General features: G+C 69.5%; 20 protein-coding genes and 1 pseudogene. 6 read left to right on the forward strand and 15 right to left on the reverse strand.

All coding sequences use genetic code 11. The annotated features are described in order from the left end of the window. Positions 1-48 precede the first annotated feature (48 nt). The gene (locus EER27_RS11560) at positions 49-1941 is read left to right on the forward strand and encodes an ATP-binding cassette domain-containing protein (RefSeq protein ID WP_123088276.1); all 1893 of its coding nucleotides are present in this window, start codon (positions 49-51) and stop codon (positions 1939-1941) included. A 65-nt stretch (positions 1942-2006) separates the two neighbouring features. Here the strand turns inward: EER27_RS11560 and metX are convergent, their stop codons facing one another. The 11 genes and pseudogenes from metX to EER27_RS11615 all read right to left on the reverse strand — a co-directional run bounded on the left by metX (position 2007) and on the right by EER27_RS11615 (position 10993). Continuing rightward, complete coding sequence (metX, locus tag EER27_RS11565) at positions 2007-3155, reverse strand: homoserine O-acetyltransferase MetX (protein WP_123088498.1); 1149 nt, start codon at positions 3153-3155, stop codon at positions 2007-2009. A 148-nt stretch (positions 3156-3303) separates the two neighbouring features. After that, on the reverse strand, positions 3304-4308 hold the full coding sequence (locus EER27_RS11570) for a tetratricopeptide repeat protein (protein WP_123088277.1): 1005 nt from the start codon (positions 4306-4308) through the stop codon (positions 3304-3306). After that, positions 4308-4784 carry a cytochrome c-type biogenesis protein gene (locus EER27_RS11575; protein WP_123088278.1) on the reverse strand — a complete coding sequence of 159 codons (477 nt, stop codon included), beginning with the start codon at positions 4782-4784 and terminating at the stop codon, positions 4308-4310. Before EER27_RS11575 ends, EER27_RS11570 begins: the two co-directional genes overlap by 1 nt. Before the next feature lie 20 nt (positions 4785-4804). Further along, entirely contained in the window at positions 4805-5350 is a 546-nt protein-coding gene (locus EER27_RS11580; protein WP_123088279.1) for a DsbE family thiol:disulfide interchange protein, read from the reverse strand. A gap of 146 nt (positions 5351-5496) precedes the next feature. Further along, positions 5497-7395 (reverse strand): annotated as a pseudogene (locus tag EER27_RS11585) (heme lyase CcmF/NrfE family subunit); the annotation flags it as partial. Between the two features lie 75 nt (positions 7396-7470). Further along, positions 7471-7935 carry a cytochrome c maturation protein CcmE gene (ccmE, locus tag EER27_RS11590; protein ID WP_123088281.1) on the reverse strand — a complete coding sequence of 155 codons (465 nt, stop codon included), beginning with the start codon at positions 7933-7935 and terminating at the stop codon, positions 7471-7473. Beyond that, on the reverse strand, positions 7932-8096 hold the full coding sequence (gene ccmD, locus EER27_RS11595; RefSeq protein WP_123088282.1) for a heme exporter protein CcmD: 165 nt from the start codon (positions 8094-8096) through the stop codon (positions 7932-7934). The genes ccmE and ccmD overlap by 4 nt, the downstream gene beginning before the upstream one ends. Continuing rightward, on the reverse strand, positions 8093-8872 hold the full coding sequence (ccmC, locus tag EER27_RS11600; RefSeq protein ID WP_123088283.1) for a heme ABC transporter permease CcmC: 780 nt from the start codon (positions 8870-8872) through the stop codon (positions 8093-8095). Before ccmC ends, ccmD begins: the two co-directional genes overlap by 4 nt. 88 nt (positions 8873-8960) lie before the next feature. Next, a complete protein-coding gene (gene ccmB, locus EER27_RS11605) occupies positions 8961-9653 on the reverse strand; it encodes a heme exporter protein CcmB (protein ID WP_123088284.1) in 693 nt (230 codons plus the stop codon). Positions 9654-9714: 61 nt separating this feature from the next. Then, the gene (gene ccmA, locus EER27_RS11610) at positions 9715-10353 is read right to left on the reverse strand and encodes a heme ABC exporter ATP-binding protein CcmA (RefSeq protein WP_123088285.1); all 639 of its coding nucleotides are present in this window, start codon (positions 10351-10353) and stop codon (positions 9715-9717) included. A 166-nt stretch (positions 10354-10519) separates the two neighbouring features. Continuing rightward, entirely contained in the window at positions 10520-10993 is a 474-nt protein-coding gene (locus EER27_RS11615; RefSeq protein ID WP_190285762.1) for a DUF3293 domain-containing protein, read from the reverse strand. A 160-nt stretch (positions 10994-11153) separates the two neighbouring features. Here EER27_RS11615 and EER27_RS11620 point away from each other — a divergent pair, with 160 nt between their 5' ends. Further along, on the forward strand, positions 11154-12302 hold the full coding sequence (locus EER27_RS11620) for a pyridoxal phosphate-dependent aminotransferase (protein ID WP_123088286.1): 1149 nt from the start codon (positions 11154-11156) through the stop codon (positions 12300-12302). A 1-nt stretch (position 12303) separates the two neighbouring features. Next, the gene (locus EER27_RS11625) at positions 12304-13116 is read left to right on the forward strand and encodes an amidohydrolase (RefSeq protein WP_123088287.1); all 813 of its coding nucleotides are present in this window, start codon (positions 12304-12306) and stop codon (positions 13114-13116) included. Between the two features lie 272 nt (positions 13117-13388). Here the strand turns inward: EER27_RS11625 and EER27_RS11630 are convergent, their stop codons facing one another. The 3 genes from EER27_RS11630 to EER27_RS11640 form a co-directional block, all read right to left on the reverse strand. Then, positions 13389-15122 carry a pseudouridine synthase gene (locus tag EER27_RS11630; protein ID WP_123088288.1) on the reverse strand — a complete coding sequence of 578 codons (1734 nt, stop codon included), beginning with the start codon at positions 15120-15122 and terminating at the stop codon, positions 13389-13391. After that, positions 15119-16081, reverse strand: coding sequence for an SMC-Scp complex subunit ScpB (scpB, locus tag EER27_RS11635; RefSeq protein ID WP_123088289.1), 963 nt, complete (start codon positions 16079-16081; stop codon positions 15119-15121). Before scpB ends, EER27_RS11630 begins: the two co-directional genes overlap by 4 nt. Before the next feature lie 134 nt (positions 16082-16215). Next, positions 16216-17136: a segregation and condensation protein A gene (locus EER27_RS11640; protein WP_123088290.1), complete on the reverse strand. Its 921-nt coding sequence runs from the start codon at positions 17134-17136 to the stop codon at positions 16216-16218. A 388-nt stretch (positions 17137-17524) separates the two neighbouring features. Here EER27_RS11640 and EER27_RS11645 point away from each other — a divergent pair, with 388 nt between their 5' ends. Together EER27_RS11645 and EER27_RS11650 are read left to right on the forward strand one after the other, a co-directional pair. Beyond that, positions 17525-17824, forward strand: a complete 300-nt coding sequence (locus EER27_RS11645; RefSeq protein ID WP_123088291.1) for a YciI family protein — start codon at positions 17525-17527, stop codon at positions 17822-17824. After that, complete coding sequence (locus tag EER27_RS11650; protein ID WP_123088292.1) at positions 17821-18111, forward strand: BolA family protein; 291 nt, start codon at positions 17821-17823, stop codon at positions 18109-18111. The genes EER27_RS11645 and EER27_RS11650 overlap by 4 nt, the downstream gene beginning before the upstream one ends. A gap of 196 nt (positions 18112-18307) precedes the next feature. On the opposite strand, the gene EER27_RS11655 is transcribed toward EER27_RS11650, so the two are convergent. After that, on the reverse strand, positions 18308-19063 hold the full coding sequence (locus EER27_RS11655) for a 6-phosphogluconolactonase (RefSeq protein ID WP_123088293.1): 756 nt from the start codon (positions 19061-19063) through the stop codon (positions 18308-18310). Positions 19064-19433: 370 nt separating this feature from the next. Between EER27_RS11655 and smc the strand changes: the two genes are divergently transcribed. Then, positions 19434-22937, forward strand: coding sequence for a chromosome segregation protein SMC (gene smc / locus EER27_RS11660; RefSeq protein ID WP_123088294.1), 3504 nt, complete (start codon positions 19434-19436; stop codon positions 22935-22937). The last annotated feature ends 80 nt before the right edge of the window (positions 22938-23017 follow it).

The following is a 23017-nucleotide window of genomic DNA, read 5'->3' on the forward strand; positions in this document are numbered from 1 at the left end:
CGCGCAGTCGGCAACCCGCGTGGCGCCCGCGCCCCGTAGAATGGGCGGATGCCCCTGATTACCCTCCAGAACGTCGACTACAGCGTCGGCGGCCCGCTGCTGCTCGAGAATGTCGAGCTGTCCATTGAACCCGGCGAACGCATCGCCCTGATCGGCCGTAACGGTGCCGGCAAGTCCACCCTGATGAAGCTGATCGCCGGCGAGCTGCATGCCGACGACGGTGAGGTCCGCCGCGAAGGCGGTGCCCGCATCGCCCGACTCGAGCAGGAAGTCCCGGCCGACGCGGTCGGCGACGTGTTCGACGTCGTCGCCGCAGGCATGGGCGAGCTTGGCAGCTGGCTGGCCCAGTACCACCACCTCAGCCACGCCGACGAGTTCGACGGCGACGCGCTCGCTGCCGTGCAGGCCAAGATCGAGGCCGCCAACGGCTGGGGCGCGGACCAGCGCGTGGTCGAAACCCTGCAGCGCCTGGGCCTGGACGGCGACCAGGCGTTTGCCGGCCTGTCGGGCGGCATGAAACGACGCGTGCTGCTGGCGCGCGCGCTGGTGTCGGCGCCGGACCTGCTGCTGCTGGACGAGCCCACCAACCACCTCGACATCGAGGCCATCGACTGGCTCGAAACCTTCCTCAAGGGCTGGCAGGGCGCGCTGCTGTTCGTGACCCACGATCGCCGCTTCCTGCGCGCGCTGGCCACCCGCATCGTCGAGATCGACCGTGGCCAAGTGACCAGTTGGCCCGGTGACTGGGCCAACTACGAGCGCCGCCGTGAGGAGCGACTCAACGCCGAGGCGCAGGAGAACGCGCGCTTCGACAAGCTGCTGGCACAGGAAGAAATCTGGATCCGCCAGGGCATCAAGGCTCGCCGCACCCGCGACGAAGGTCGCGTGCGACGCCTCAAGGCGATGCGCAGCGAGCGTTCGCAGCGCCGCGACCAGATCGGCAACGTGCGCATGGACTTCGCCCAGGCTGAAAACTCGGGCAAGAAGGTCATCGAGGCCAAGGCCGTGTCGTTCGATTACGGCGGCCGGGCGCTGTTGGCCGACGTTTCGACCACGATCTTCCGCGGCGACCGCATTGGCCTGATCGGCCCCAACGGCAGCGGCAAGACCACGCTGCTCAAGACCCTGCTTGGCGAACTGCAGCCCACCGACGGCGAGGTGCGCACTGGCAGCAACCTGCAGATCGCCTACTTCGACCAGTACCGCGCGACGCTGCGCGAGGACTGGAACGCGATCGAGAACGTCGCCGAAGGCCGCGAGTTCGTCGAGGTGGGCGGCAAGAACAAGCACGTGATCGGCTACCTGCAGGACTTCCTGTTCACCCCCGAGCGCGCTCGGGCGCCGATCACGCGCCTGTCGGGTGGCGAACGCAACCGCCTGCTGCTGGCCAAGCTGTTTGCCCAGCCGTCCAATCTGCTGGTGATGGACGAGCCGACCAACGACCTGGACGTGGAGACGCTGGAGCTGCTGGAGGAAATCCTCGGGGACTACCCGGGCACGCTGCTGTTGGTGAGCCACGACCGCGACTTCCTCGACAACGTGGTGACCTCCACGCTGGTCATGGAAGGGGAGGGGCGCGTAGGCGAGTACATCGGCGGTTACACGGACTGGTTGCGCCAGCGTCCGGTGGTCAGCGTGACCGCGCCGGGCAAGTCGGCCTCGATGCCGGTGTCGTCGATCGCGACCGGTGCGCCGGCCGCCGCGCCGGCGGTGCCCGCACCGCCCAAGCGCAAGCTCAGCTACAAGGAAGCGCGCGAACTGGAGCAGCTGCCGGCGCTGATCGAGACCCTCGAAACGCGCGTGGCGACGCTGACGGCACAGATGAACCAGCCCGGCTTCTTCCAGCGCGAAACGACGGTGATCAACGCCGACAACGCAGCGCTGGCCCAGAGCCAGTTGGAGCTGGAAGCCGCGTACGCACGCTGGGCAGAGCTGGAGTAGGTTCGCCCTGCCACGCACGCCCCCGGTTTTGCCGGGGGCGGCGCAAGCGCACAGGCGGGGCCTGGTTACAACTCGTCGAGAAATCCGCGGACGGCGGGCCCGAAGCGGGCGATGTCCACCAGGAAGGCATCGTGTCCCTGCGGCGATTCCAGCGGCAGGAAGCGCGCGTCCGCGCCGCCTTCGCGCAGGCCGTCGGCGATTTCGCGCTGCTGCTGCAACGGGAAAAGAATGTCGGTGTGCACCCCGATCGCCAGTGCCTTGTCGACGCGGATGCTGGCCAGGCCGGCGCGCGTGCTGGCGTCGCTGGCGGATACCTGCGTGTCGGCCTGTCTCACGGGGCAATAATCGCCCAGGTCGAACCAGTCCATCGAACGGCTCAGATACAGGTAGCAGTTCGGGTCGAACCGGCGCACGAAGCGGCGTGCGTGGCCCTCCAGGTAGCTCTCGACCTCGAACTCCAGGCCGAACGGTTCGTCTTCGGCGCGATCGGAGTCCAGCCGGACACGGCCGAAACGGCCGTCCCATTCCAGCGCCGAGCGATAGGTGATCACGCCGAGCTTGCGCGCCATGCGCATGCCCGACTCGGGATAGCGCGCGTCGTCGTAGCCGCCGCTGTTCCAGTTCGGGTCCAGCCGGATCGCCTCGCGCTGCAAGGAGCGGATGGCGATCGAGAACGGCAGCGCGCGGGCCGCGCCGGAGATGTTGATGTGACTGCGCGCGATGCCCGGGTGACGGACCAGCAACGCCAGCGCGGTCATCCCGCCCATCGAGTTGCCGATCACGCAGGCCAGGCGCTCGATGCCGAGCGCGCGCACCACGTGCACGGCGGCGTCGGCGCCGTCTTCGATGGACAGGTCGGGAAACTCGAGACGGTAGCGCTCGCCGGTCGCCGGATTGACGGACGCCGGGCCCGTCGAACCCTTGCAGCTGCCCAGTGAGTTCACGCAGATCACGAACCAGCGATCGGTGTCGATCGGCTTGCCTGGACCCAGCATCGGCTCCCACCAGCCCGGATTGGGGTCGGCGGCGTTGGCGGCCGCGTGCGCGTCGGGCGACAGGCCCGTGACGATCAGCACCGCATTGCCGCGTGCGGCGTCCAGCTCACCCCAGGTTTCGAAGGCGGCGTGCGCGCCGTGCAACGCGCCGCCACGGCGCATCGAGAACGGCGATGGCAGGTCGATGGTGCGGGTGCCGGGCGGGATGAATTCGGTCATGCGTGCTTGTCTGTCCAGTACGGGCCGGAGCCGTCCATTGCGCATCCCGGACACTGCCGGGAACCCATTCGCTTGCGTGTTGCCGACGTCGGCGTCGCGCGTGCCCAGCATCGCCGATTCGCGCGATGCCGGCTTGCGTCGCAACGCGCTATTCCACCACGCGGTCGATCAGTACGGCCGCTGCCTGTTGGTCGTGCGTGATCACGGCCGGGGTGGCCTGGAAGTCGCCCTTTCGCGGCGTGGCATCGCCGCTGGCGGAAATGCGCGCGCTGATCTCGATGTCCTGCAGCTGCGAGAGCTTCAGGGTCGGCATCGGGCTGTCGCGGTCGTCGAGGTTGACCACCTGCGGAAGACTGGCTGCGGGCAACTTCTTCGCCGCCGCGGGCATCCGCATACCGGGCTGGCGGGCGATCACGAACACCACCGCGTCGGGCGGCAGACCCATCGCCAACCGCGGATCGAGCGACACGCTCACCGCGATCGATCTGCCCACGGGAGCTGCGGGCTCGACGGGCGCGGCCGGCAACGGCGGCAGGCCGGCATCGGCACGCGCGTCATCGATCTGTGCGCGCAGGCTGGCGCCGGTGCGTTCGTCGACCATCGCCAGCAACGGTTCCCAGGTCTTGGCCGCCTCGGCAGGTTGCTTGGCCTGGCGCTGGGCGATGCCCAGGAACCAGCGGCCACGCTGGTGCATCGGTTGCAGCTTGAGCGCGCGGTGCAGCAGGGCGAGCGCCTGCGCGTCGAACACCCGCGCCGGGTTGGCGACCGCGCGTGACTCGGCGGCCTCGACCAGCACGTCGGCGTCGTCGGGCGCCAGTCGGGCGGCGCGGGCGAACGCGTCCCGCGCTTCGGGCAGGCGGCCCGCGTCGGCCTGTGCACGCGCGAGCAGGCGCCAGCCTTCGAGCTGGCTGGGGTCGCGTGCGAGCTCGGCCTGCAGCATCGGGATGGCATCGGCGATTCTGTCGATCGGCTCACGCTGCGCCGGATCGAGCGCGCGCGGCGTGCCGACCACGACATACAGCAGGCCGACGACGACCGCGATCGCGATCGATATGCCCGCGCCGGCCAGCGGCCGGGCCTGCCACAACGGGCGCAGCACGAACGCCAGCACCACCAACACCAGCAACGCGCTGGCAAATACGAAGGCCGTCATCACCACTCCTGGCCGTCGGTGCCGTCACCGGCGTCGAGAACCGCCTGGCGCGAACGGCGACGCACCACCACCGCGATCACCACGCCGCCGGCAAGCAGCAGCGCGGCGGGGCCGAACCACAGCAGCCAGGTGTCGGCTTCCAGTTGAGGGCGGTACAGCACGAATTCGCCGTAGCGCGCGACCAGGAACTCCTTGATCTGGCGGTCGGACTTGCCGTCGCGCATCAGTCCCAGCACCTCGCGGCGGAGGTCCACGGCGATCTGCGCGTTGGAATCGGCCAGCGACTGGTTCTGGCACATCACGCAGCGCAGCTCGGCGACCAGCGCGTGGAAGCGGGCTTCCTCGGCGTCGTCGTTGAAGGTCAGCGGCATCGGATCGACGGCCGCCTGTGCGTGTGCGGGCACGGCCGGCCACGCCAGCAGGATCGCCAGAAGGAGCGCCAGCGCAATGCCGACGGAGGCCGCCAGACGCGGCATGGAGCCTGCGCGTGACGGGCTCATCGCGCCGTCTCGATTTCGGTCAGCTGCGGGATCAGCTCGTCCTGGATCACCGCATCGGTCAATGCGCCGACGTGCTTCCAGCGCACGATGCCGGCGCCGTCGACGAGGAAGGTTTCCGGCGCGCCGTAGATGCCCCAGTCGATGGCGGTGTCGCTGTCGCGGTCGACCAGCACCATCCAGTACGGATTACCGAACTGTTCGAGCCAGCGCATGGCGTCGGCGTGTTCGTCTTTCCAGTTGTAGCCGATCACGCGCACGCGCTTGGTTTCAGCGAAGCGCGTCAGCACGGGGTGCTCCACGCGGCATTCCGGACACCAGCTGCCCCAGACGTTGAGCACGTACGGTGCGCCACGCAGTTGCGCAGAATCGACCAGCCGTCCGGGTTCGTGCAGCACCGGCAGTCGGAAGGCCGGCGCCGGCTTGCCGATCAGCGGCGACGGCAGCGCCTCGCGGCCGGGATTGCGGCTGAGCATCACGCCCACGGCGAGCAACGCGCCCAGAGCGGCGGCGACGCCCAGTGGCAACCAGCGGGATCCTTTCATCAGTCGTCTCCTGCGTCGAGCGCGAAGTCCGGGTCGGGGTCTGCGTCCTCGTTCCGGCGCCGCGCCTGGACCGGAAGCACCTCGGGGATGTCCGCGCCGTCGGAGGTGTCCTCGTCGCGGGCGCGTTCCGCGGGTGCGCGCGCGGTGCGGAAGCGCCGGTCGGTCGCGGTGACCAGGCCGCCCAGCATCATCAGCAACGCACCGGCCCAGATCCAGCGCACGAACGGCTTGACGTGCACGCGCAGCGCCCACGCGCCGCCGCCCAGCGATTCGCCGAGCGCAACGTAGAGATCGCGGGTGACGCCGCGCTCGATGGCCGCCTCGGTCATGACCTGGCCGCCGCTGGCGTATGCGCGTTTTTCCGGGTGCAGCACGGCGATCTGCCGGCCGCCTTCGAACACGGTGACGGTGCCGCGGTCGGCTTCGAAGTTGGGGCCGGCGCGGTGCGCGACGCTGTCGAAACGGAATCCGTAACCGCCCAGTTCCACCGTCTGGCCCTGTGCCACGGCCAGCTCACGCTGTTGACTCAGGCCCTCGGTGAGCAGGGCGCCCACCAGGAACACCGCAACGCCGAGGTGGGCCAGCGTCATGCCCAGCATCTCGGCGGTGAAGCGCTGGCCGCTGCCACGCAGGCGCGACCAGACGAACCGCGCGGTACCCGCCGCGACCCACGCCGCGCCCAGCACGCCGGCGGCGACTTTCCATGCCCCTTGCGGCGCCAGCCAGAACGCGGCGACACCGACCGCCACGGCCAGCCCGGCCCACGGCAGCAGCATCGCCAGCGGGCGCGAGGGTTGCTCGCGCTGCCAGCGGGTCACCGGTCCAAACGGCAGCAGCAGCACCAGCGGTGCCATCAGCAGCAGGAACATCAACGCGAAGTACGGCGGTCCGACCGAGATCTTGCCCAGTTCCAGCGCGTCGGCCAGCAGTGGGTACAGCGTGCCGATCAGGACCATCGCGCAGGCGGTCGACAGCAGCAGGTTGTTGGCCAGCAGCAGGGTCTCGCGCGAGCTGCCGGCGAACGGCGCGCCGTCGTCGCCCGTCGGCGCGCGCAGCGCGTACAGCAGCAACGAGCCGCCAATCACGATGCCCAGGAAGATCAGGATGAACAAGCCGCGGGTGGGATCGGCGGCGAACGCGTGCACGCTGGTCAGCACACCCGAACGCACCAGGAACGTGCCCAGCAGCGACAGCGAGAACGTCGCGATCGCCAGCAGCAGCGTCCAGCCACGGAAGCTGCCGCGCTTCTCGGTGACCGCCTGCGAGTGCAGCAGCGCCGCGCCGGCCAGCCACGGCATGAAGCTGGCGTTTTCGACCGGATCCCAGAACCACCAGCCGCCCCAGCCCAGTTCGTAGTACGCCCACCACGAGCCCAACGCGATGCCGAACGTCAGGAACGCCCAGGCCACGTTGGTCCACGGCCGCGTCCAGCGCAGCCAGCGTGTGTCGATGCGGCCATCGAGCAGCGCCGCGATAGCGAACGCGAACGGCACCGAGAAACCCACGTAGCCCACGTAGAGCATCGGCGGGTGGATGATCATCCCCGGATCCTGCAACAGCGGGTTGAGGTCGCGCCCCTCGACGGCGCCCGGCAGGAGGCGTTCGAACGGGTTGCTGGTGAAGATCAGGAACGCCAGGAATCCGACGCTGACCACGCCCATCACGCCCAGCACGCGCGCGATGACCTCGGCCGGCAGGCGTTGCGAAAACCGCGCCACCGCGCCTGTCCACAGCGCCAGCACCAGCGCCCACAGCAGCAGCGAGCCCTCGTGCGCGCCCCACACCGCGGTGTAGCGGTAGATCACCGGCAGCAACGAATTGGAGTTGGTGGCGACGTAGCGCAGGGAGAAATCCTGGGTCACGAAGCCGTGCGTCAGTGCGGCAAACGCCAGCGCCACCAGCAGCAGTTGCGCGTACGCGGCAGGGCGCGCGATCGCCATCCACGACGCGATCGAGCGCTGCGCGCCGGCGAGCGGCAGCACTGCCTGCATCAGGGCTACCAGCAGCGCCAACAACAGCGCGATCTGGCCAAGTTCAGGCAGCATGCGGATGGTCCTCGCGACGGGTGGTGCGGGTCATGCGCGCAGCGCGAACGACAACGGACAGCGAACCCGCATGCCTCAAGGCGTCTGCTCCGCGGGCGTGGGCGGCACGTCGTGCTTCTGGTGCGCCATGCCCATCTTGTCGGCCACTTCCTTGGGCATGTACGTCTCGTCGTGCTTGGCCAGCACCTGTTCGGCGACGAAGCGGTTGCCGTCCATGCGGCCGGTGGCGATGACCGCGGTCTTCTCGCTGAACAGGTCCGGCAGGATGCCGTCGTACACGACCGGCATCTCCGCATCGCCGTCGGTGACCTTGAAGTGGGCTTCGAGCGAGCCCTGGGCGCGCTGGAACGAACCCGCCGCGACCATGCCGCCGAGGCGGAAGCGTGCGTGTTCGCCGGCTTCGCCGCGCAGCACTTCGCTGGGCGTGTAGAGGTAGGCGACATTGCGCTGCAATGCCAGCGCCACCAGCGTGGCGGCGATGCCCGCGGCGACGACGAGCAACAGCACCCACAACAGGCGGCGGCGACGGGTGGGGTTCATCGGGTCAGTTCCTGGGACGTTGCGCGCGCCGCATCGCGGGCGGCGCGCCGTTGCGCGTTGCGCAGTTCGCGGCGGACCTGCAGGCGGGTGGCGACGAAATCCCAGCCCAGCACCACGAAGAACACCGAATAGGCGGCGACGACATAACCGAGGTAGCTCATGCGCTGCGACCTGTGTTGCGGCGGTTGGCGGTGGCAACGCCGGCCAGTTCGGCCACCCAGGCCTTGCCGGACTCGCGGCGCAGGTTGTCGGCACGGGCGCGGGCGAGCAGGGCGCCGACGAACCACAACTTGGTGCCGATCAGCATCCACACCAGCGGCGGCATCATGCTGGGATCCATCTTCGAATCGCCGAACAGGCTGATGGTCTGGCCCTGGTGCAGGGTCTCCCACCAGACCACCGAGTAGCGGATCACCGGCAAAAGCACGACACCGACGATGGCCAGGAATCCGGCGGCGCGCGCGGCCGCGCGACGGTCGTCGATCGCGTGGTACAGGCCGATCACGCCCAGGTACATGAACAACAGGATCAGTTCGGTGGTCAGGCGCGGGTCCCAGTCCCACCAGGTGCCCCACATCGGCTGGCCCCAGATCGAGCCGGTCAGCAGGGTGATCAGGGTGAAGGCCGCGCCGATCGGGGCACACGCCATGGCCAGGATTTCGCACAGCTTGATCCGCCAGATCTGCGCGATGGCCGCGTACACCGCCATCAGGGCGAACACCGCCATGCTCATCCACGCGCTGGGCACGTGGATGTAGAGGATGCGGAAGCTGTCGCCCTGCTTGAAGTCGGCGTTGACCTGGAACAGTGCGCCATACAGGCCCCACGCCATGACCAGCAGGCCCAGTCCATAGCCCCATGGGCTCCAGCGCGCGGCGAAGCGATCGAAGTTGGGCGGCGAGCCGAGTTTGTGGAACCACAGCAGGATCGGATTCATCGTTTCTCAGTCCACGCCCGGCCAACGACAGGCCGGGCAGTGACGGCGGGGATGGTCGCGGACAGTGGCTGCCGCAAGGTGGTCCGGCTCAATTCAGCGCGATGCGGATGGCCGCGGCGGCCGCCAGTGGCGCCAGCACCACCGCGAGCACCAGTCCGGCGCCGAGCATCAGCAGCCCGCCGCCGTAATCCAGTCCCTGGGCCGAGGCCGCCACGCTGCCGGCGCCGAACACCAGCACGGGCACGTACAGCGGTAGCGCGAGCAGGGCCACCAGTATACCGGACCGCCTCATGCCGACCGTCAGCGCGGCCACCACCGCACCGATCAGACTGAGCAGGGGCGTGCCCAGCGCGAGCGAGGCCATCAGCGCCGGCAACTGCGCACGCGGCAGGTGCATCAGTTCGGCCAGCAACGGGGCGGCCAGCAGCAGCGGCAGCGCCGTGGTCGACCAGTGCATGAACGTGCGCACGCCCACCAGCCACGCCAGCGGCACCGGCGCCAGCATCCATTGCTCGAGGGAGCCGTCCTCGGCGTCGCCACGGAACAGCGTGTCCAGCGACAGCAGCCCGGCCAGCAGCACCGCCAGCCACAGCACCGCACCGGCCACCTTGGCCAACTCGCGCGGCTCGCTACCCAGGCCCAGTGCAAACAGCACCACCACCAGCAGGGCGAACAGCGCCGGCTGCAATGCATCGCCGCGACGACGCCACAACAGGCGCAGGTCGCGGGCCATCAGTGCGCGTGCCGAACCGGGCAGGCCGGGCAAACCCGCGCGGCTCATGCGAGCCCCCGGCCGCGGGCGGCGTGCGCATCGGGCGCTGGAGGGGTGTCGATCATCGGATTCATGCCGCCTTCTCCATCACCAGCATGCGTGTGCGCACCGGCGGGGCGGCGTAGGCGCCGTGGGTGGTGACCAGCGCGGCACCGCCATCGCGCAGGTGCGCCTGCACCATGCGGTTGACCAGCTCGATGCCTTCCAGGTCGAGGTTGGCGTAGGGCTCGTCGAGCAGCCACAGCGGTGCCGGCGACAGCCACAGCCGGGCCAGCGTCAGACGTTTTTTCTGGCCAGCCGACAGCTGCCGGGCGAGGGCGTCCTCATAGCCGGCCAGGCCGACGATGGCCAGCGCGTTGCCGGGCACCTGCGCACGACGACGGCCGTGCAGTCCGCAAAGGAAGTCGAGGTTTTCCAGCGCGCTGAGGTCGGCCTTGAGCCCGGGAAGATGGCTGAGATAGGCGATCGCGCGTGCGCGGCGCGCGGCCTGCGCGGGCTGGCCATCGATATCGATCTCGCCCTCGTCGGCGCGCAGCAGTCCGGCCAGCACGCGCAGCAGGGTGGTCTTTCCGGCGCCATTGCCACCCTGGACCAGCAGCGCCTCGCCGGCATTCACCGAAAAATCCAGCGGCCCGAACACCGGCTCGTCGTTGCGGCTGAAGCTCAGGCCGCGGGCTTGCAGCAGGGGCGGGGCGTGATCGCTGGTCATCGGTGTCGCGCGGGATCCGGTGGAGGTGGGGCGGTCGCCGGACCGGCCGGACCGCGCCGGGGCCAAGCGGCGGTGCAAGCGGCAACGGAAAGCCGGCGAGGTACCGTCGTGAGGCGGTCGCGCGGCGAAGGTCGACACGGGAGTGCGGCCGGGTGGCCGCGGGGGGTCATTCTAACCAGTCGGTGTGGTCGCAGGACGTGGCCCCGGCGGGGCGCGGCAGCATCATGCGCAGGCGCACCGGTTGCCCGTGTTCCCAGACCAGCACCGCGGCCTGGCCGAACTGCTGGGCGAGACGGTCGACCGTGGCCGGCTCCGGATCGGCCAGCACCCAGCCCGGTTCGCGCCACCGGCCGCTTTCGTCCTCTGCCCAGGCAGGTTGCGTGGCCAGGCCCAGCGCGGCGAGTTCGGCAACCAGCAACGCATCGGCGGCCTCGTTGGCGCCGTCGGAATGCGGCTCGGATGCCGGATTCCACGCGGTGATGAACATGTAGCGCGTGGCCGGCCAGTAGGCTTCCAGGTCCTGCGCCAGCTGGCCCACACGCAATGGAAGCGCGTCGCCATCCAGCCGGACGGCATACTTCGCGCCGGCATAGGCCAGGGCAAGCTCGGCGGCGCTGACGACGTGGAGTTCCCTGCTCATGCAGCGAGTGTCATGGCGGTGTGAATGCAGCGCAATCCCGGCAGATCCCTCAGGGTGGATCAACCGACGTGCGGCGATGCGGGCATGGTGAATCGTCATTACGGCCTCGCCACCGGCATTACGTACACTCGGCGATCCCCGCGCCGGCGCCCCATACCCGATGACTCCAGACACCAAGTTGCCGAAGGTCGGCACCACCATCTTCACCGTGATGTCGCAGCTCGCCATCGAGCACGGCGCGGTCAACCTCGGTCAGGGCTTCCCCGATTTCGACGTGCCCGTGCGCCTGGTGGATGCGCTGACTCGCGCGATGCAGGACGGAAAGAACCAGTACTCGCCGATGACCGGCATCCCGGCGCTTCGCCAGGCCATCGCCGGCAAGACCGAGCGCTGCTACGGCCACCGGCCCGACGCCGACAGCGAGATCACCGTGGTGTCGGGCGCCAGCGAAGCGATCTTCGATGCGATCCACGCCGTGGTGCACCCGGGCGACGAAGTGATCGTCCTGGATCCCTGCTACGACTGCTACGAACCGGCGATCGACCTGGCCGGCGGCGTGGCGGTGCACGTGCCGCTGGACCCGCGCAGCTTCGCCCCCGACTGGAACCTGGTGCGCGCCGCGATCAGTCCCCGGACGCGGCTGCTGATGATCAACAGCCCGCACAACCCGTCCGGCGCGATGTTCTCCGCCGACGACATCCGCCAGCTGACCGAGCTGCTGCGCGGCACCGACATCCTGCTGATCTCCGACGAGGTGTACGAACACATCGTGTTCGACGGCGCCATCCACGAGTCGGTGCTGCGCCATCCGGAACTGCGCGCGCGCGCGTTCGTGGTGTCCAGCTTCGGCAAGACCTACCACTGCACCGGCTGGAAGATCGGCTACTGCATCGCGCCGCCGGCGCTCAGCGTCGAGTTCCGCAAGGTGCACCAGTACAACAGCTTCAGTAGCTTCACCCCGGCGCAATGGGCGTTTGCCGAAATGCTCGAGGCCGAGCCGGAGCATTACGAGCAGCTGGGCGCGTTCTACCAGGCCAAGCGCGACCGTTTCCGCGAGCAGCTGCTGACCACCCGTCTCAAGCCGCTCGACGTGCCCGGCGGCTATTTCCAACTGGTCGACTACTCGGCGGTCAGCGATCTGGACGACGCCGCGTTCTGCCGTTGGCTGACCACCGAGAAGGGCGTCGCGGCCATCCCGCTGTCGCCGTTCTACGAATCGCCACCGGCCGGCCAGCGCCTGGCGCGGTTGTGCTTTGCCAAGAACGAAGCCACGCTGGATGCCGCGATCGAACGACTGCAGGGGCTTTGACATGGACGACCTGCGCATCACCCTGGTCCAGGGCGATACCCGCTGGCACGATCCCGCCGGCAACCGCGATTACTACGGTCATCTGATGGCGCCGCTGCACGGCACCACCGATCTGGTGCTGCTGCCGGAAACCTTCACCAGCGGCTTCAGCAACGAGGCAATCCACAACGCCGAGGGCATGGACGGCCCAACCGTTGCGTGGATCCGGGAGCAGGCCGCCAAGCTCGGCGCCGCGGTGGCCGGAAGCGTGCAACTGCGTATCGACGACGGCGCGGGCGACTCCAAGGTCGTCAACCGCCTGCTGTTCGCCACCCCCGACGGCCAGCTGCACACCTACGACAAGCGCCACCTGTTCCGCTACGGCGGCGAGCACGAGCGCTACGCTGCCGGCGCGCAGCGGCTGGTGCTGGAATGGAAGGGTTGGAGGATCTGTCCGCTGGTCTGCTACGACCTGCGCTTTCCGGTGTACTCGCGCAACCGTTTCGACGTGGAGCGTCCTGGCGGGCTCGACTACGACCTGCTGTTGTACGTCGCCAACTGGCCGTCGGCGCGCGCGTACCCCTGGAAGACCCTGCTGCGCGCGCGCGCGATCGAGAACCTGTGCTTCGTCGCCGGGTTGAACCGCGTTGGCACCGACGGCAACGGTCTGCATTACTCGGGCGACAGCGCGGTGATCGATTTCCTCGGCCAGCCGATCAGCGAATGCACCGACGGGGAAGTCGTCTCCACCACCACCTTGCAGGCCACCGAGTTGCGGGCGCACCGCGAACGCTTTCCGGCGATGCTCGACGGCGACGTGTTCTCGCTGGCGTAAGGGCGGCAACGCCGAACGGTCGTGGGCGCCCAAGGCGCCCGCCGACACGATCCGCGAGCGCTCCGGCAGCAACGGCTTCGGCCGCGATTGCCAGGTCGGCGGCCAGACGGTGAGATCACACCGGCGCGACCAGGCGTTTCGATCGCGATAGAACCCGCGCACGCGGATGGCCGCTGGAGTCGCCAGCAAGACCCTCGATCGAGGCCCGCACCGCTACAAAAACAAAGGGCGCCGAAGCGCCCTTTGCTGTGTTGCTGTCGATCAGACGGGCCTCACGCGCCGCCGCGCGGGCCGCGACCACCGCCGGGGCGACCGCCACCGCGCGGGCCACCCGGACGCGGGCCGCCCGGACGAGGCGCGCCACCGGGCTTGCCACCCGGACGCGGACCACCGGGACGTGCGCCGGCCGGGCCACCCGGACGCGGGCCACGCGGCTTGTCGCCGTACGGATTGAAGCTGCCGGGATTGGCGTGATCGGACGGGAAGCTCGGGGCATTGCCCGGATGGCCGTACGGACGCGGGGCGCGTTGGCCCTGGCCGGCACCGCCACCGCCACCGCCGGGCCCACGGCGTTCGCCCTGGTAACCGCCGCCGCTGCGCTCGCCACCGTAACCACCGCCGCCGCCGCCGCCGGGACCGCGCGGGCCGCGCTCGCCCTGGCCGCCGCCCGGTCCACGCGGACCGCGCTCGCCGTAACCGCCGCCGCCGCCCGGGCCGCGTTCACTGCGCCCCTGGTAACCGCCGCCACCGCCGGCCGGACGACCGGCGCCGCCCGGGCGCGGACCGCCCGGCTTTCCGCCGTACGGCTTGCGCGGTGCCTGGCCATCGGCATTGCGGTGGCCGCTCGGGCCGGTGTCGACGCCTTCGGGAACGTACCAGCTGCGGAACGCGGCCGGATTGCCCTCGGGCAGCGCGCGCGCGCCCTTGTCCTTGCGCTGCTTGAACGGCTTCTGCGACTGCTTGGCTGCCGCTTCGCCGCTGACGGTCAGGCCGCCATGGCGACGCGGGCCGCCACGGCCGCGATCTTCGCGGACGTGGTCGAAACGGCGCAGCTCGCGGCCTTCGTCGGCACGGCTCGGGCCGCCGACGTGGGCGCGGCCTTCGCCGCCGAAATTGATCGTCGACTTGGCCGCCTTGCGCTGGCCGATCACCGGCTGCAGCGTCAGCGCGGACGGCGTGCCGTCCTCCAGGCCGAGCTCGGTACGCAGCGACTGGACCTTGTCGGTCACCAGTTCCTGCGACTGGCCGCGCAGCAGTTCACGCGGCAGGTCGACCGTGCCGTAGCGGATGCGCTTGAGGCGGCTCACCTGGCAGCCCTGCGACTCCCACAGGCGGCGCACTTCGCGATTGCGGCCTTCCTTGACGACCACGCGGAACCAGTCGTGCGAATCGCTGCCGCCGATGCGTTCGATCTCGTCGAACTTGGCCGGGCCGTCGTCCAGCGCAACGCCTCGGGCGAGGCGGTCGACGAGGTTGTCGGCAACCTTGTCCTCGCCTTCCGGCGCGCGGACACGGCAGACGTACTCGCGATCGACCTCGAACGAGGGGTGCATGAGCGCGTTGGCCAACTCCCCGTCGGTGGTCAGCAGCAGCAGGCCGGTGGTGTTGATGTCCAGGCGGCCGATCGCGATCCAGCGCGCGCCCTTGAGTGCGGGCAGCGCCTCGAAGATCGTCGGGCGACCCTCGGGGTCTTCGCGCGTGGTCACTTCGCCTTCGGGCTTGTTGTACATCAGCACGCGTGCCGGTTCGGTCAGCGCGCTGGCGACGAACTGGCGACCATCGAGGTCGACCTTGTCGCCGCTCTTGATGCTCTGGCCGATCTGTGCAACGTCGCCGTTGACCTTGACCAGGCCGTCGGCGATGCGCTGCTCGAGCGCGCGACGCGAGCCCAGGCCGGCCTGGGCGAGCACCTTGTGCAGGCGTTCCTCAAGGCGCGGGGCGTCGCTGGCAGCGCTTTTTTCCGTGATCCGCTTGAGCGTGAGCTTGCGGGGTTTTTCGTCGGTCATTTCTGTGGCTCCGGCAGGTCCTGTTCGGATCCGGCCTCAAACTCGGGAACGGTCGTCGTCTCGACGGCGTTGTCTTGCTCGTGATCGTTCTCGTCCGCCGCGCGCTCTCCCGGCGCGGCTTCGGGCTTGCCCTCTACGGCACTGCCATCGGCAGGCTCGGGGGCGGTGTCGCGGTCGTCGCCGGTCGCGTCGGGGGCGGTGTCGGCCCCTTCGTCGCGCTCGGCATCGATGTCGGTGGTGTCGGTGGTGCCGCTGTCTGCGGGCGTGGTGTCGGGGGTCTCGCCGGTTGCTTCGTCACCGTCGATGACGGGCCGGCCGGAGGTGTCGTCGGCGTCGTCGTTGCTGCTTTGGTCACCCAGGCCCAGCCCGCCGGCCTGGATCGGTGCGACCTTCGCCGTGGCGCCGTCGAATGGAAGCTGCGGGTCGAGTTCGCCGATTTCCTTGAGCTCCGAAAGCGGCGGCAGTTCGTCCAGGCGCTTCAGGCCGAAGTAGTCGAGGAAGACCTTGGTTGTGCCGAACAGCGCGGGCTTGCCGGGCACGTCACGGTGGCCGACGACGCGAATCCACTCGCGCTCTTCCAACGCCTTGATGATGTTGCTGTTGACCGCCACGCCGCGAACCTGCTCGATCTCACCGCGCGTGATGGGTTGGCGGTACGCGATGAGCGCCAGGGTTTCCAGCGTGGCGCGGGTGTAGCGGGTCTGTCGGTCGGTCCACAGGCGCGCCACCCAGGGATGGACGTCGGCCTGCACCTGGAAGCGGAACCCCGATGCGGTTTCGACCAGTTCCACGCCGCGTTCGGCGCAGCCCTCGCGCAGGGCCTCGATCGCGTGTTCGACCGTGCCGGCCGGGGCCGGCTGGTCTTCGGGGAACAGGCCCTGCAACTGCGCCAGCGTCAACGGCTGGTTGGCCGCAAGCAGGGCGGCTTCGACGATGCGGGTGACGAATGTCTGTTCCATGGGCGCGGTAGGTTCTGTCGACCGTCAGTGCCGGCGGCGCTGACGGGCAGCGGTCCGGATGGGATCAGCCACGGCGGGAACCGCGGAGGGCCCCGGCGTTGCGCGGGAAGAAGCGGTCGCGACGGCCGGCAGGCTCATGCGCGGGTGTCATCGTTTGCAGCATCGTCGTTGTCGAATTCGCTGCTGAGCTGGATTTCGTCCGGGTGGGTGCCCAGCGCGAGCGATTTGACGTAGATCGGCGCCAGCGATCCTTCCTGGACGATCTCGATCAGTTGCTCCTTGGCCAGTGTCAGCAGCCCGAGGAAGGTCACCACCACACCCAGCTTGCCTTCTTCGGCGGTGAACAGCGACTCGAAGCGGTGAAACACGCCGTCGGCCATGCGCTCCAGAAGTTCGCCCATGCGCTGGCGGACACTCAGGGCGTCGCGCTTGATCGCGTGCTGGGTGAACAGCTCGGCGCGCTTGAACACGTCGTGCAGCGCCAGCAGCATTTCCTTGAGCTCGACCGGCGGCGGCAGCTTGATCGACGCCCGGTCCGGCACGTAGGCCTGCACCGGAGCGGTATCGCGGTCCTGGCGGGGCAGAGTGTCCAGGTCCTCGGCGGCCTTCTTGAAGCGTTCGTACTCCTGCAGGCGGCGTACCAGTTCGGCGCGCGGATCGTCCTCCAGGCTTTCCTCGGTGGCCGCGCGCGGCAGCAGCATGCGCGACTTGATCTCGGCCAGGATGGCGGCCATCACCAGGTAGTCGGCGGCCAGCTCGAAACGCATCTCGTGCATGGCCTGGATGTAGTCGACGTACTGCTTGGTGATCTCGGCCACCGGGATGTCGAGGATTTCCAGGTTCTGCCGGCGGATGAGGTAGAGCAGCAGGTCGAGCGGGCCCTCGAACGCGTCGAGGATGACCTCGAGCGCATCGGGCGGGATGTACAGGTCCTGTGGGATCTGCAGCACCGGCTGGCCATGCACCATCGCCAGCGGCATTTCCTGCTGCTGCGGGGGCGGGGACGCCGGATTCGGGTTGTGATCGGTCGCGCCAGGCGCGAGGTCGTTGGTCATGCGATGCCGGCCCCCTCCGGGCCGCGGGCACTGCGTTTGCTGCTTGCGGGCGGCCAGGACGGGCCGCCTCGTTGGTCGAATGCTTGCTGGACAGCAGGTGCTACGGACTGCGGAAGGTCGTTGCCGACAGGCCCAAGGCTCCGGCGTGCGCATCACGCGGGTGCGTGGCGGCGGGGCTTGCTGGGCGTGGGGCGAGGTGGGCAGCTTGCCGTGCGTGGCGGGGCACGGGGATCGCGGTGGACGTTGCCTGGACCGCGACTGGCCGCTGCTTCCGGCCTCATGTGGAGCTAGCGTACGGGCTGATCCGTGCCCTGTCCAGCCAGTACCTGAGCGGCGCATGGCTACAATCGCCGCGGGCCCCGACCGGGGCGACTGGAAAACTCCCTGAATGTGGTACGTGATCGAAGGCTATGACGGCGCCGATGTGCTGGCGCAACGACTCGCGGCAAGGCCGCAGCACCTGGCGCGACTGACCGCGCTGCGCGACGGCGGCCGGCTCCTGCTGGCCGGCCCGTGTCCGGCCATCGACGCCGAAGACCCGGGCCCGGCGGGCTTCAGCGGCAGCGTCGTGATCGCCGAGTTCGAATCGCTACAGGACGCCCGCGCCTGGGCCGATGCCGATCCCTATGTTGCGGCCGGTGTCTACCAGCGGGTCGAGGTGCGACCGTTCCGCAAGGTGCTGCCGTGAGCGATGCCGGACCCGGCACGCGCCGGGTCGCGGCCATCCGCGCGGCAATCGAGGCTGCGCTGACGCCGGTGTCGCTGGAGATCGAGGACGAAAGCCACCGCCACGCCGGCCACGCCGGTGCACGGGACGGGCGCGGCCACTTTCGTGTCGACGTGGTCAGCGCGGCGTTCGTCGGGATGGCGCCATTGGCCCGGCATCGCGCGGTGTACGCGGCGGTCGGTGCGCTGATGGACACCGACATCCACGCGCTGGCAATCCGTGCGCGGACACCGGATGAGGCGAGCTAAGGTGGCCTGAGGCGGCGAAGGCGCGCCGGGTTCGACGGACATCGCGTGGCCGAACCCGCTTGCGGGTAGCGTCGCGCGTCCCGATGCACCCCCCTCATCCAGGAAGCCCCTCAGAAGCGATCGCGGTATGTCTGGTCGCCCGGGTGATGGCGGCCGACGCAGCGCGTGTCGGCGTTGGCGTGTGCGTCCAGGCCGGTCAGGCGCACCAATGCACGTGCAGTGGCCGGCCGTGTTGGGTGTCCAGCGCGGCGACGATCGGCCACTGGGCCACCTCGCTGCTGCTCATCGCCGTTGCCAGCGCCGCGCGCGATGGAGCACCGCGCAACAGCAGCAGGCAGCTGTGTGCGTTTGCCAGGCCGGCCGGGGTCAGGCCGATCCTGGGGCCGAACTCGCCCGGCGCCGCGTCGATGCCCGGGTCGATCGCGGCATAGGGAACGCGGCTTTCCAGGACCGCGCGCAGCCCGAAGCTGCCCGGCACCAGCGACCCGATCCGCCCGTCCGCCCCCATCGCCAGCACCAGCACGCTGGTGGGCTGCCGCGCATAGTTGTTGGCGATCGCGACGGCGTCGCCGATACGACGGCCGGCCTGCGTCAACGGCTCAAGGCGCGCCGCCGCGGCGAGGTTCTGCAGCAGGTTCTGGCGCAGGAAGCGCGCGTGGCTGTCGGGGTCGTCGGGCAGTAGCCAGAGTTCGTCGATCAGGGTCACATCGACGCGATGCCAGTCCAGCGGCGCCTTCGACAGGACGCGATAAACCTGCGCCAGACCCGTGTCGGCGGCCAGCAACAGACGGACCCGCGGACGATTCTGGAGCTCGCGACGCAGCTCGCCGGCGATGCAGACCGCTGCGGCCCAGGCCCAGGCCTCGGTATCGCGGTGCGCGTGAAGCACGTATCGCGCGGTCTCGGGAACCGCGGTGGCTCGAAGGTCGGTGCTGGCGTGGTCCAGGCTCATATCGGGATTTGACGCAAGAGCCGTGCCGTTGGTTTCCGTGACGGCGTTTGCAGATCAGCTGGCAGTCAGGTCACGAATCCGCGATCGGATTTTCCTGCGGGGGCGGAAACTGCCGCCGCGCGTCAATGCCGGTCACATCGAAGCGGTCCCGACCCGGGCGGCTGCGCCCTCGGCCGATGGGTGCTTCCGGCACGCCGTCCGAGGCAGCATCCGGTGGCCCCGCGGCCCCGCTATACTGCCGGACATTGTTGCCAAACGGCAGGGATGCGCCCAATCAAATCAATGGCTTGGGCGCGAAATCCAACCTGGTTTTCCAACCCGTTCCAGCATCATTGGCGCCCCTGGTGGCGCGCCAGAGGCACTCCGTCGCATGCGTCTGTCCACGATCAAGCTGTCCGGCTTCAAGTCCTTCGTCGATCCGACGACGCTGCACCTGCCAACCAACATGACCGGCGTGGTCGGGCCCAACGGCTGCGGCAAGTCCAACATCATCGACGCCGTGCGCTGGGTCATGGGCGAAAGCTCGGCCAGCCGGTTGCGCGGTGACTCGCTCACCGACGTGATCTTCGCCGGCTCCTCGGCGCGCAAGCCGGTGTCGCAGGCGATGGTCGAGCTGATCTTCGACAACTCCGACCACACCATCACCGGCGAATTCGCCGCGTTCAACGAGATCTCGGTCAAGCGCACCGTCAGCCGCGACGGCGCCAGCCAGTACTACCTCAATGGCGGCAAATGCCGCCGCCGGGACATCACCGACCTGTTCCTCGGCACCGGCCTGGGCCCGCGCAGCTACTCGATCATCGAGCAGGGCATGATCAGCCAGATCATCGAGGCGCGACCGGAAGACCTGCGCATCTATCTGGAGGAGGCCGCCGGCATCTCCAAGTACAAGGAGCGTCGTCGCGAGACCGAGACCCGCATCCGTCACACCCGCGAGAACCTCGACCGCCTCAACGACCTGCGCGACGAAGTCGGCAAGCAGCTCGAACACCTCAAGCGCCAGGCTCGCCAGGCCGAGCAGTACCAGGCCATCCAGGCCGAGCGGAAGGTCAAGGACGCGCAGTGGAAGGCGCTCGAGCACCGCGCCCTCGACCACAAGCTCCAGGCGCAGCGCGAGAAGCTCGACCAGCAGGAAACCCGCCTGCAGCAACTGATTGCCGAACAACGCGAGGCCGAGCGCGAGATCGAGACTGGCCGGGTGCGTCGCGAGGAGGCCGCCGAGACGCTCAACAAGGCGCAGGCCGCCAGTTACGAAGTCAGCGGCACGCTGGCGCGCATCGAGCAGCAGATGCAGCACCAGCGCGAGATGACCACGCGTCTGCAACGCGCCCGCGACGAGGCGCAGAGCCAGCTGTCGGAGGTTGCAGCGCACATCGGCAACGACCAGGCGCGCCTGGACGCGTTGCTGGCCGCGGTGGCCGATGCCGAGCCGCGCCTGGAGTTCCTGCGCGACGACGACGGCGCGCGCCAGGAAGCATTGCGCGACGCCGAATCCCGCCTCAACGACTGGCAGCAGCGCTGGGACACGCATTCGCGTGCGCAGGCCGAGGTCGCACGCGCGGCCGATGTCGAGCGCACCCGCATCGAGCACCTGGACCGCCAGGTGCTCGACGCCGACCGCCGCCGCGAGCTGCTGGCCAACGAGCGGACCGGGCTGGACGTGGGCGCCCTGGCCGAAGCGTTCAGCACCCTCCAGGAGCAACACGAAACACAGAAGCTGTCGATCGACAGCCTTGGCGACGAGCTCGAATCGCGCAAGGCCGTGGTCGGCGAGCTGCAGGAACAACAGCGCGGCAACCAGTCCGAACTGGCGGAAGTGCGCAAGCAGGCGCAGACCGCACGCGGTCGACTGTCGTCACTGGAAACCCTGCAGCACGCCGCGCTGGGCCAGGAGCAGGGCGCCGCGCTGGACTGGCTGAAGGCGCGTGGCCTGGATTCGGCCGCGCGCGTGGGCGAAAAACTGGTGGTCGAGCCGGGCTGGGAGAACGCCGTCGAAGGCGCGCTCGGCCAGCTCATCGAAGGCGTGCTGGTGGAGGCGCCCGAAGCGCTGGTGGCCGCGATCGGCGAACTGGGCGACGGTCGCCTGGCGCTGGTGTCGCCCGAACGCGACGACGGCAGCTACCCGGCGACCTCGTTGGCCGCACGCGTGCAGGGGCCGAAGGCGATCCGGCGGATCCTCGCGCGCCTGCACGTCGCCAACGACCTGGACGCCGCACGCGCGCTGCAGGCGTCGCTGGGCGAAGGCGAATCGGTCATCACGCCCGATGGCGCGCGGCTGGGCGCCGGCTGGGTGCGCGTGCTGCGCTCGGGCGCGGCCAAGCAGGGCGCGCTGCTGCGCGAGCGCGAGATCCAGTCGCTGCGCGGCGAGATCGAAACGCTGCAGGCCCGCGAGCGCGAGCTCGAATCGGGGCTGACGCAGCTGCGCGATCGCCTGCTGGCCAGCGAACAGCAGCGCGAAGACGCGCAACGCACCTTGTACATGGCGCACCGCAGCGTGTCCGAGCTTGCCGGCCAGTTGCAGAGCCAGCAGGGTCGACTGGATTCCGCGCGCGGACGGATCGAGAAGATCGACCTGGAGCTCGAACAGCTGGCGGGCACGCACGAATCGGCGAGCGAGCAGGCGCGCCAGGCGCGCGGCCGCCAGGAAGAGGCCGTGGCGCGCATGGGCGAGCTCGAGGACGTGCGCAACGCGCTCGACGCCGAGCGGCGCAACCTGTCGGAAGCGCGCGATGCCAGCCGCAACGCGGCGCGCGAATCGCGCGACACCGCGCACGCACTGGCGCTGACGCTGGAGGCGCAGCGCACCCAGATTGCGGGCCTGTCGCAGACCCTGGAGCGCATGGGCGGCCAGCGCGGCCAGCTCGACACGCGTCTTGAAGAACTGGTGATGCAGCTGGCCGAGGGCGACGCCCCGGTGCAGGACCTCGAAGAGCGCCGCCAGGTCACGCTCGAACAGCGTGTCAGTGCCGAGCAGGTGCTGTCGTCGGCGCGCAGCACGCTCGACGGCATCGACCACGACCTGCGCAAGTACGAACAGACCCGCCAGCAGCGCGACGAACAGGCACTGCAGCAGCGCGAAGCGATCGGCCAGCGCCGTCTCGAACAACAGGCGCTGGTGCTCAAGGCCGAGCAGCTTGCGGCCGCGATCAGCGACGCCGGCTTCGTGCTCGAAGACGTGGTCAACACCCTGACCGACGACATGCAGGCGCCTGTATGGGAGCGCGCCGTCTCCGAGCTGGACGGCAAGCTGCGCCGACTCGAACCGGTCAACCTTGCCGCCATCGCCGAACACGCCGAGGCCGCGCAGCGCAAGGACTACCTCGACGCGCAGCACACCGATCTGAGCACCGCACTGGAGACGCTGGAAGACGCGATCCGCAAGATCGACCGCGAGACCCGCGGCCGCTTCAAGGACACGTTCGATCGCGTCAACTCCGGCGTGCAGCAGCTTTACCCGCGTCTGTTCGGCGGCGGACACGCCTACCTCGAACTGACCGGCGAAGACCTGCTCGACACCGGCGTTGCGATCATGGCGCGGCCACCGGGCAAGCGCGTGTCGAGCATCTCGCTGCTGTCGGGTGGCGAGAAGGCGATGACCGCGGTGGCGCTGGTGTTTGCGATCTTCCAGCTCAACCCCGCGCCGTTCTGCCTGCTCGACGAGGTGGACGCGCCGCTGGACGAAGCCAACGTCGGCCGCCTCGCGGCGATGGTCAGCGAGATGAGCGAACAGGTACAGTTCCTTTTCGTGACCCACAACAAGGCGACGATGGAAGTCGCGCAGCAGCTGTCGGGCGTGACCATGCGCGAACCCGGCGTCAGCCGCCTGGTGTCGGTCGACCTCGCCGAGGCCGCGCGCCTGGCCGGCGCCGCGTAAGCGGTCGGCGTCGTGCGCGCAGATCGCCAGCCAAACAACCAGACCGGATTCACCGTGTTGCCGGGTCCCGCGCGGACTGC

It is taken from the genome of Montanilutibacter psychrotolerans (assembly GCF_003719825.1).
GTDB classification, from domain to species: domain Bacteria; phylum Pseudomonadota; class Gammaproteobacteria; order Xanthomonadales; family Xanthomonadaceae; genus Montanilutibacter; species Montanilutibacter psychrotolerans.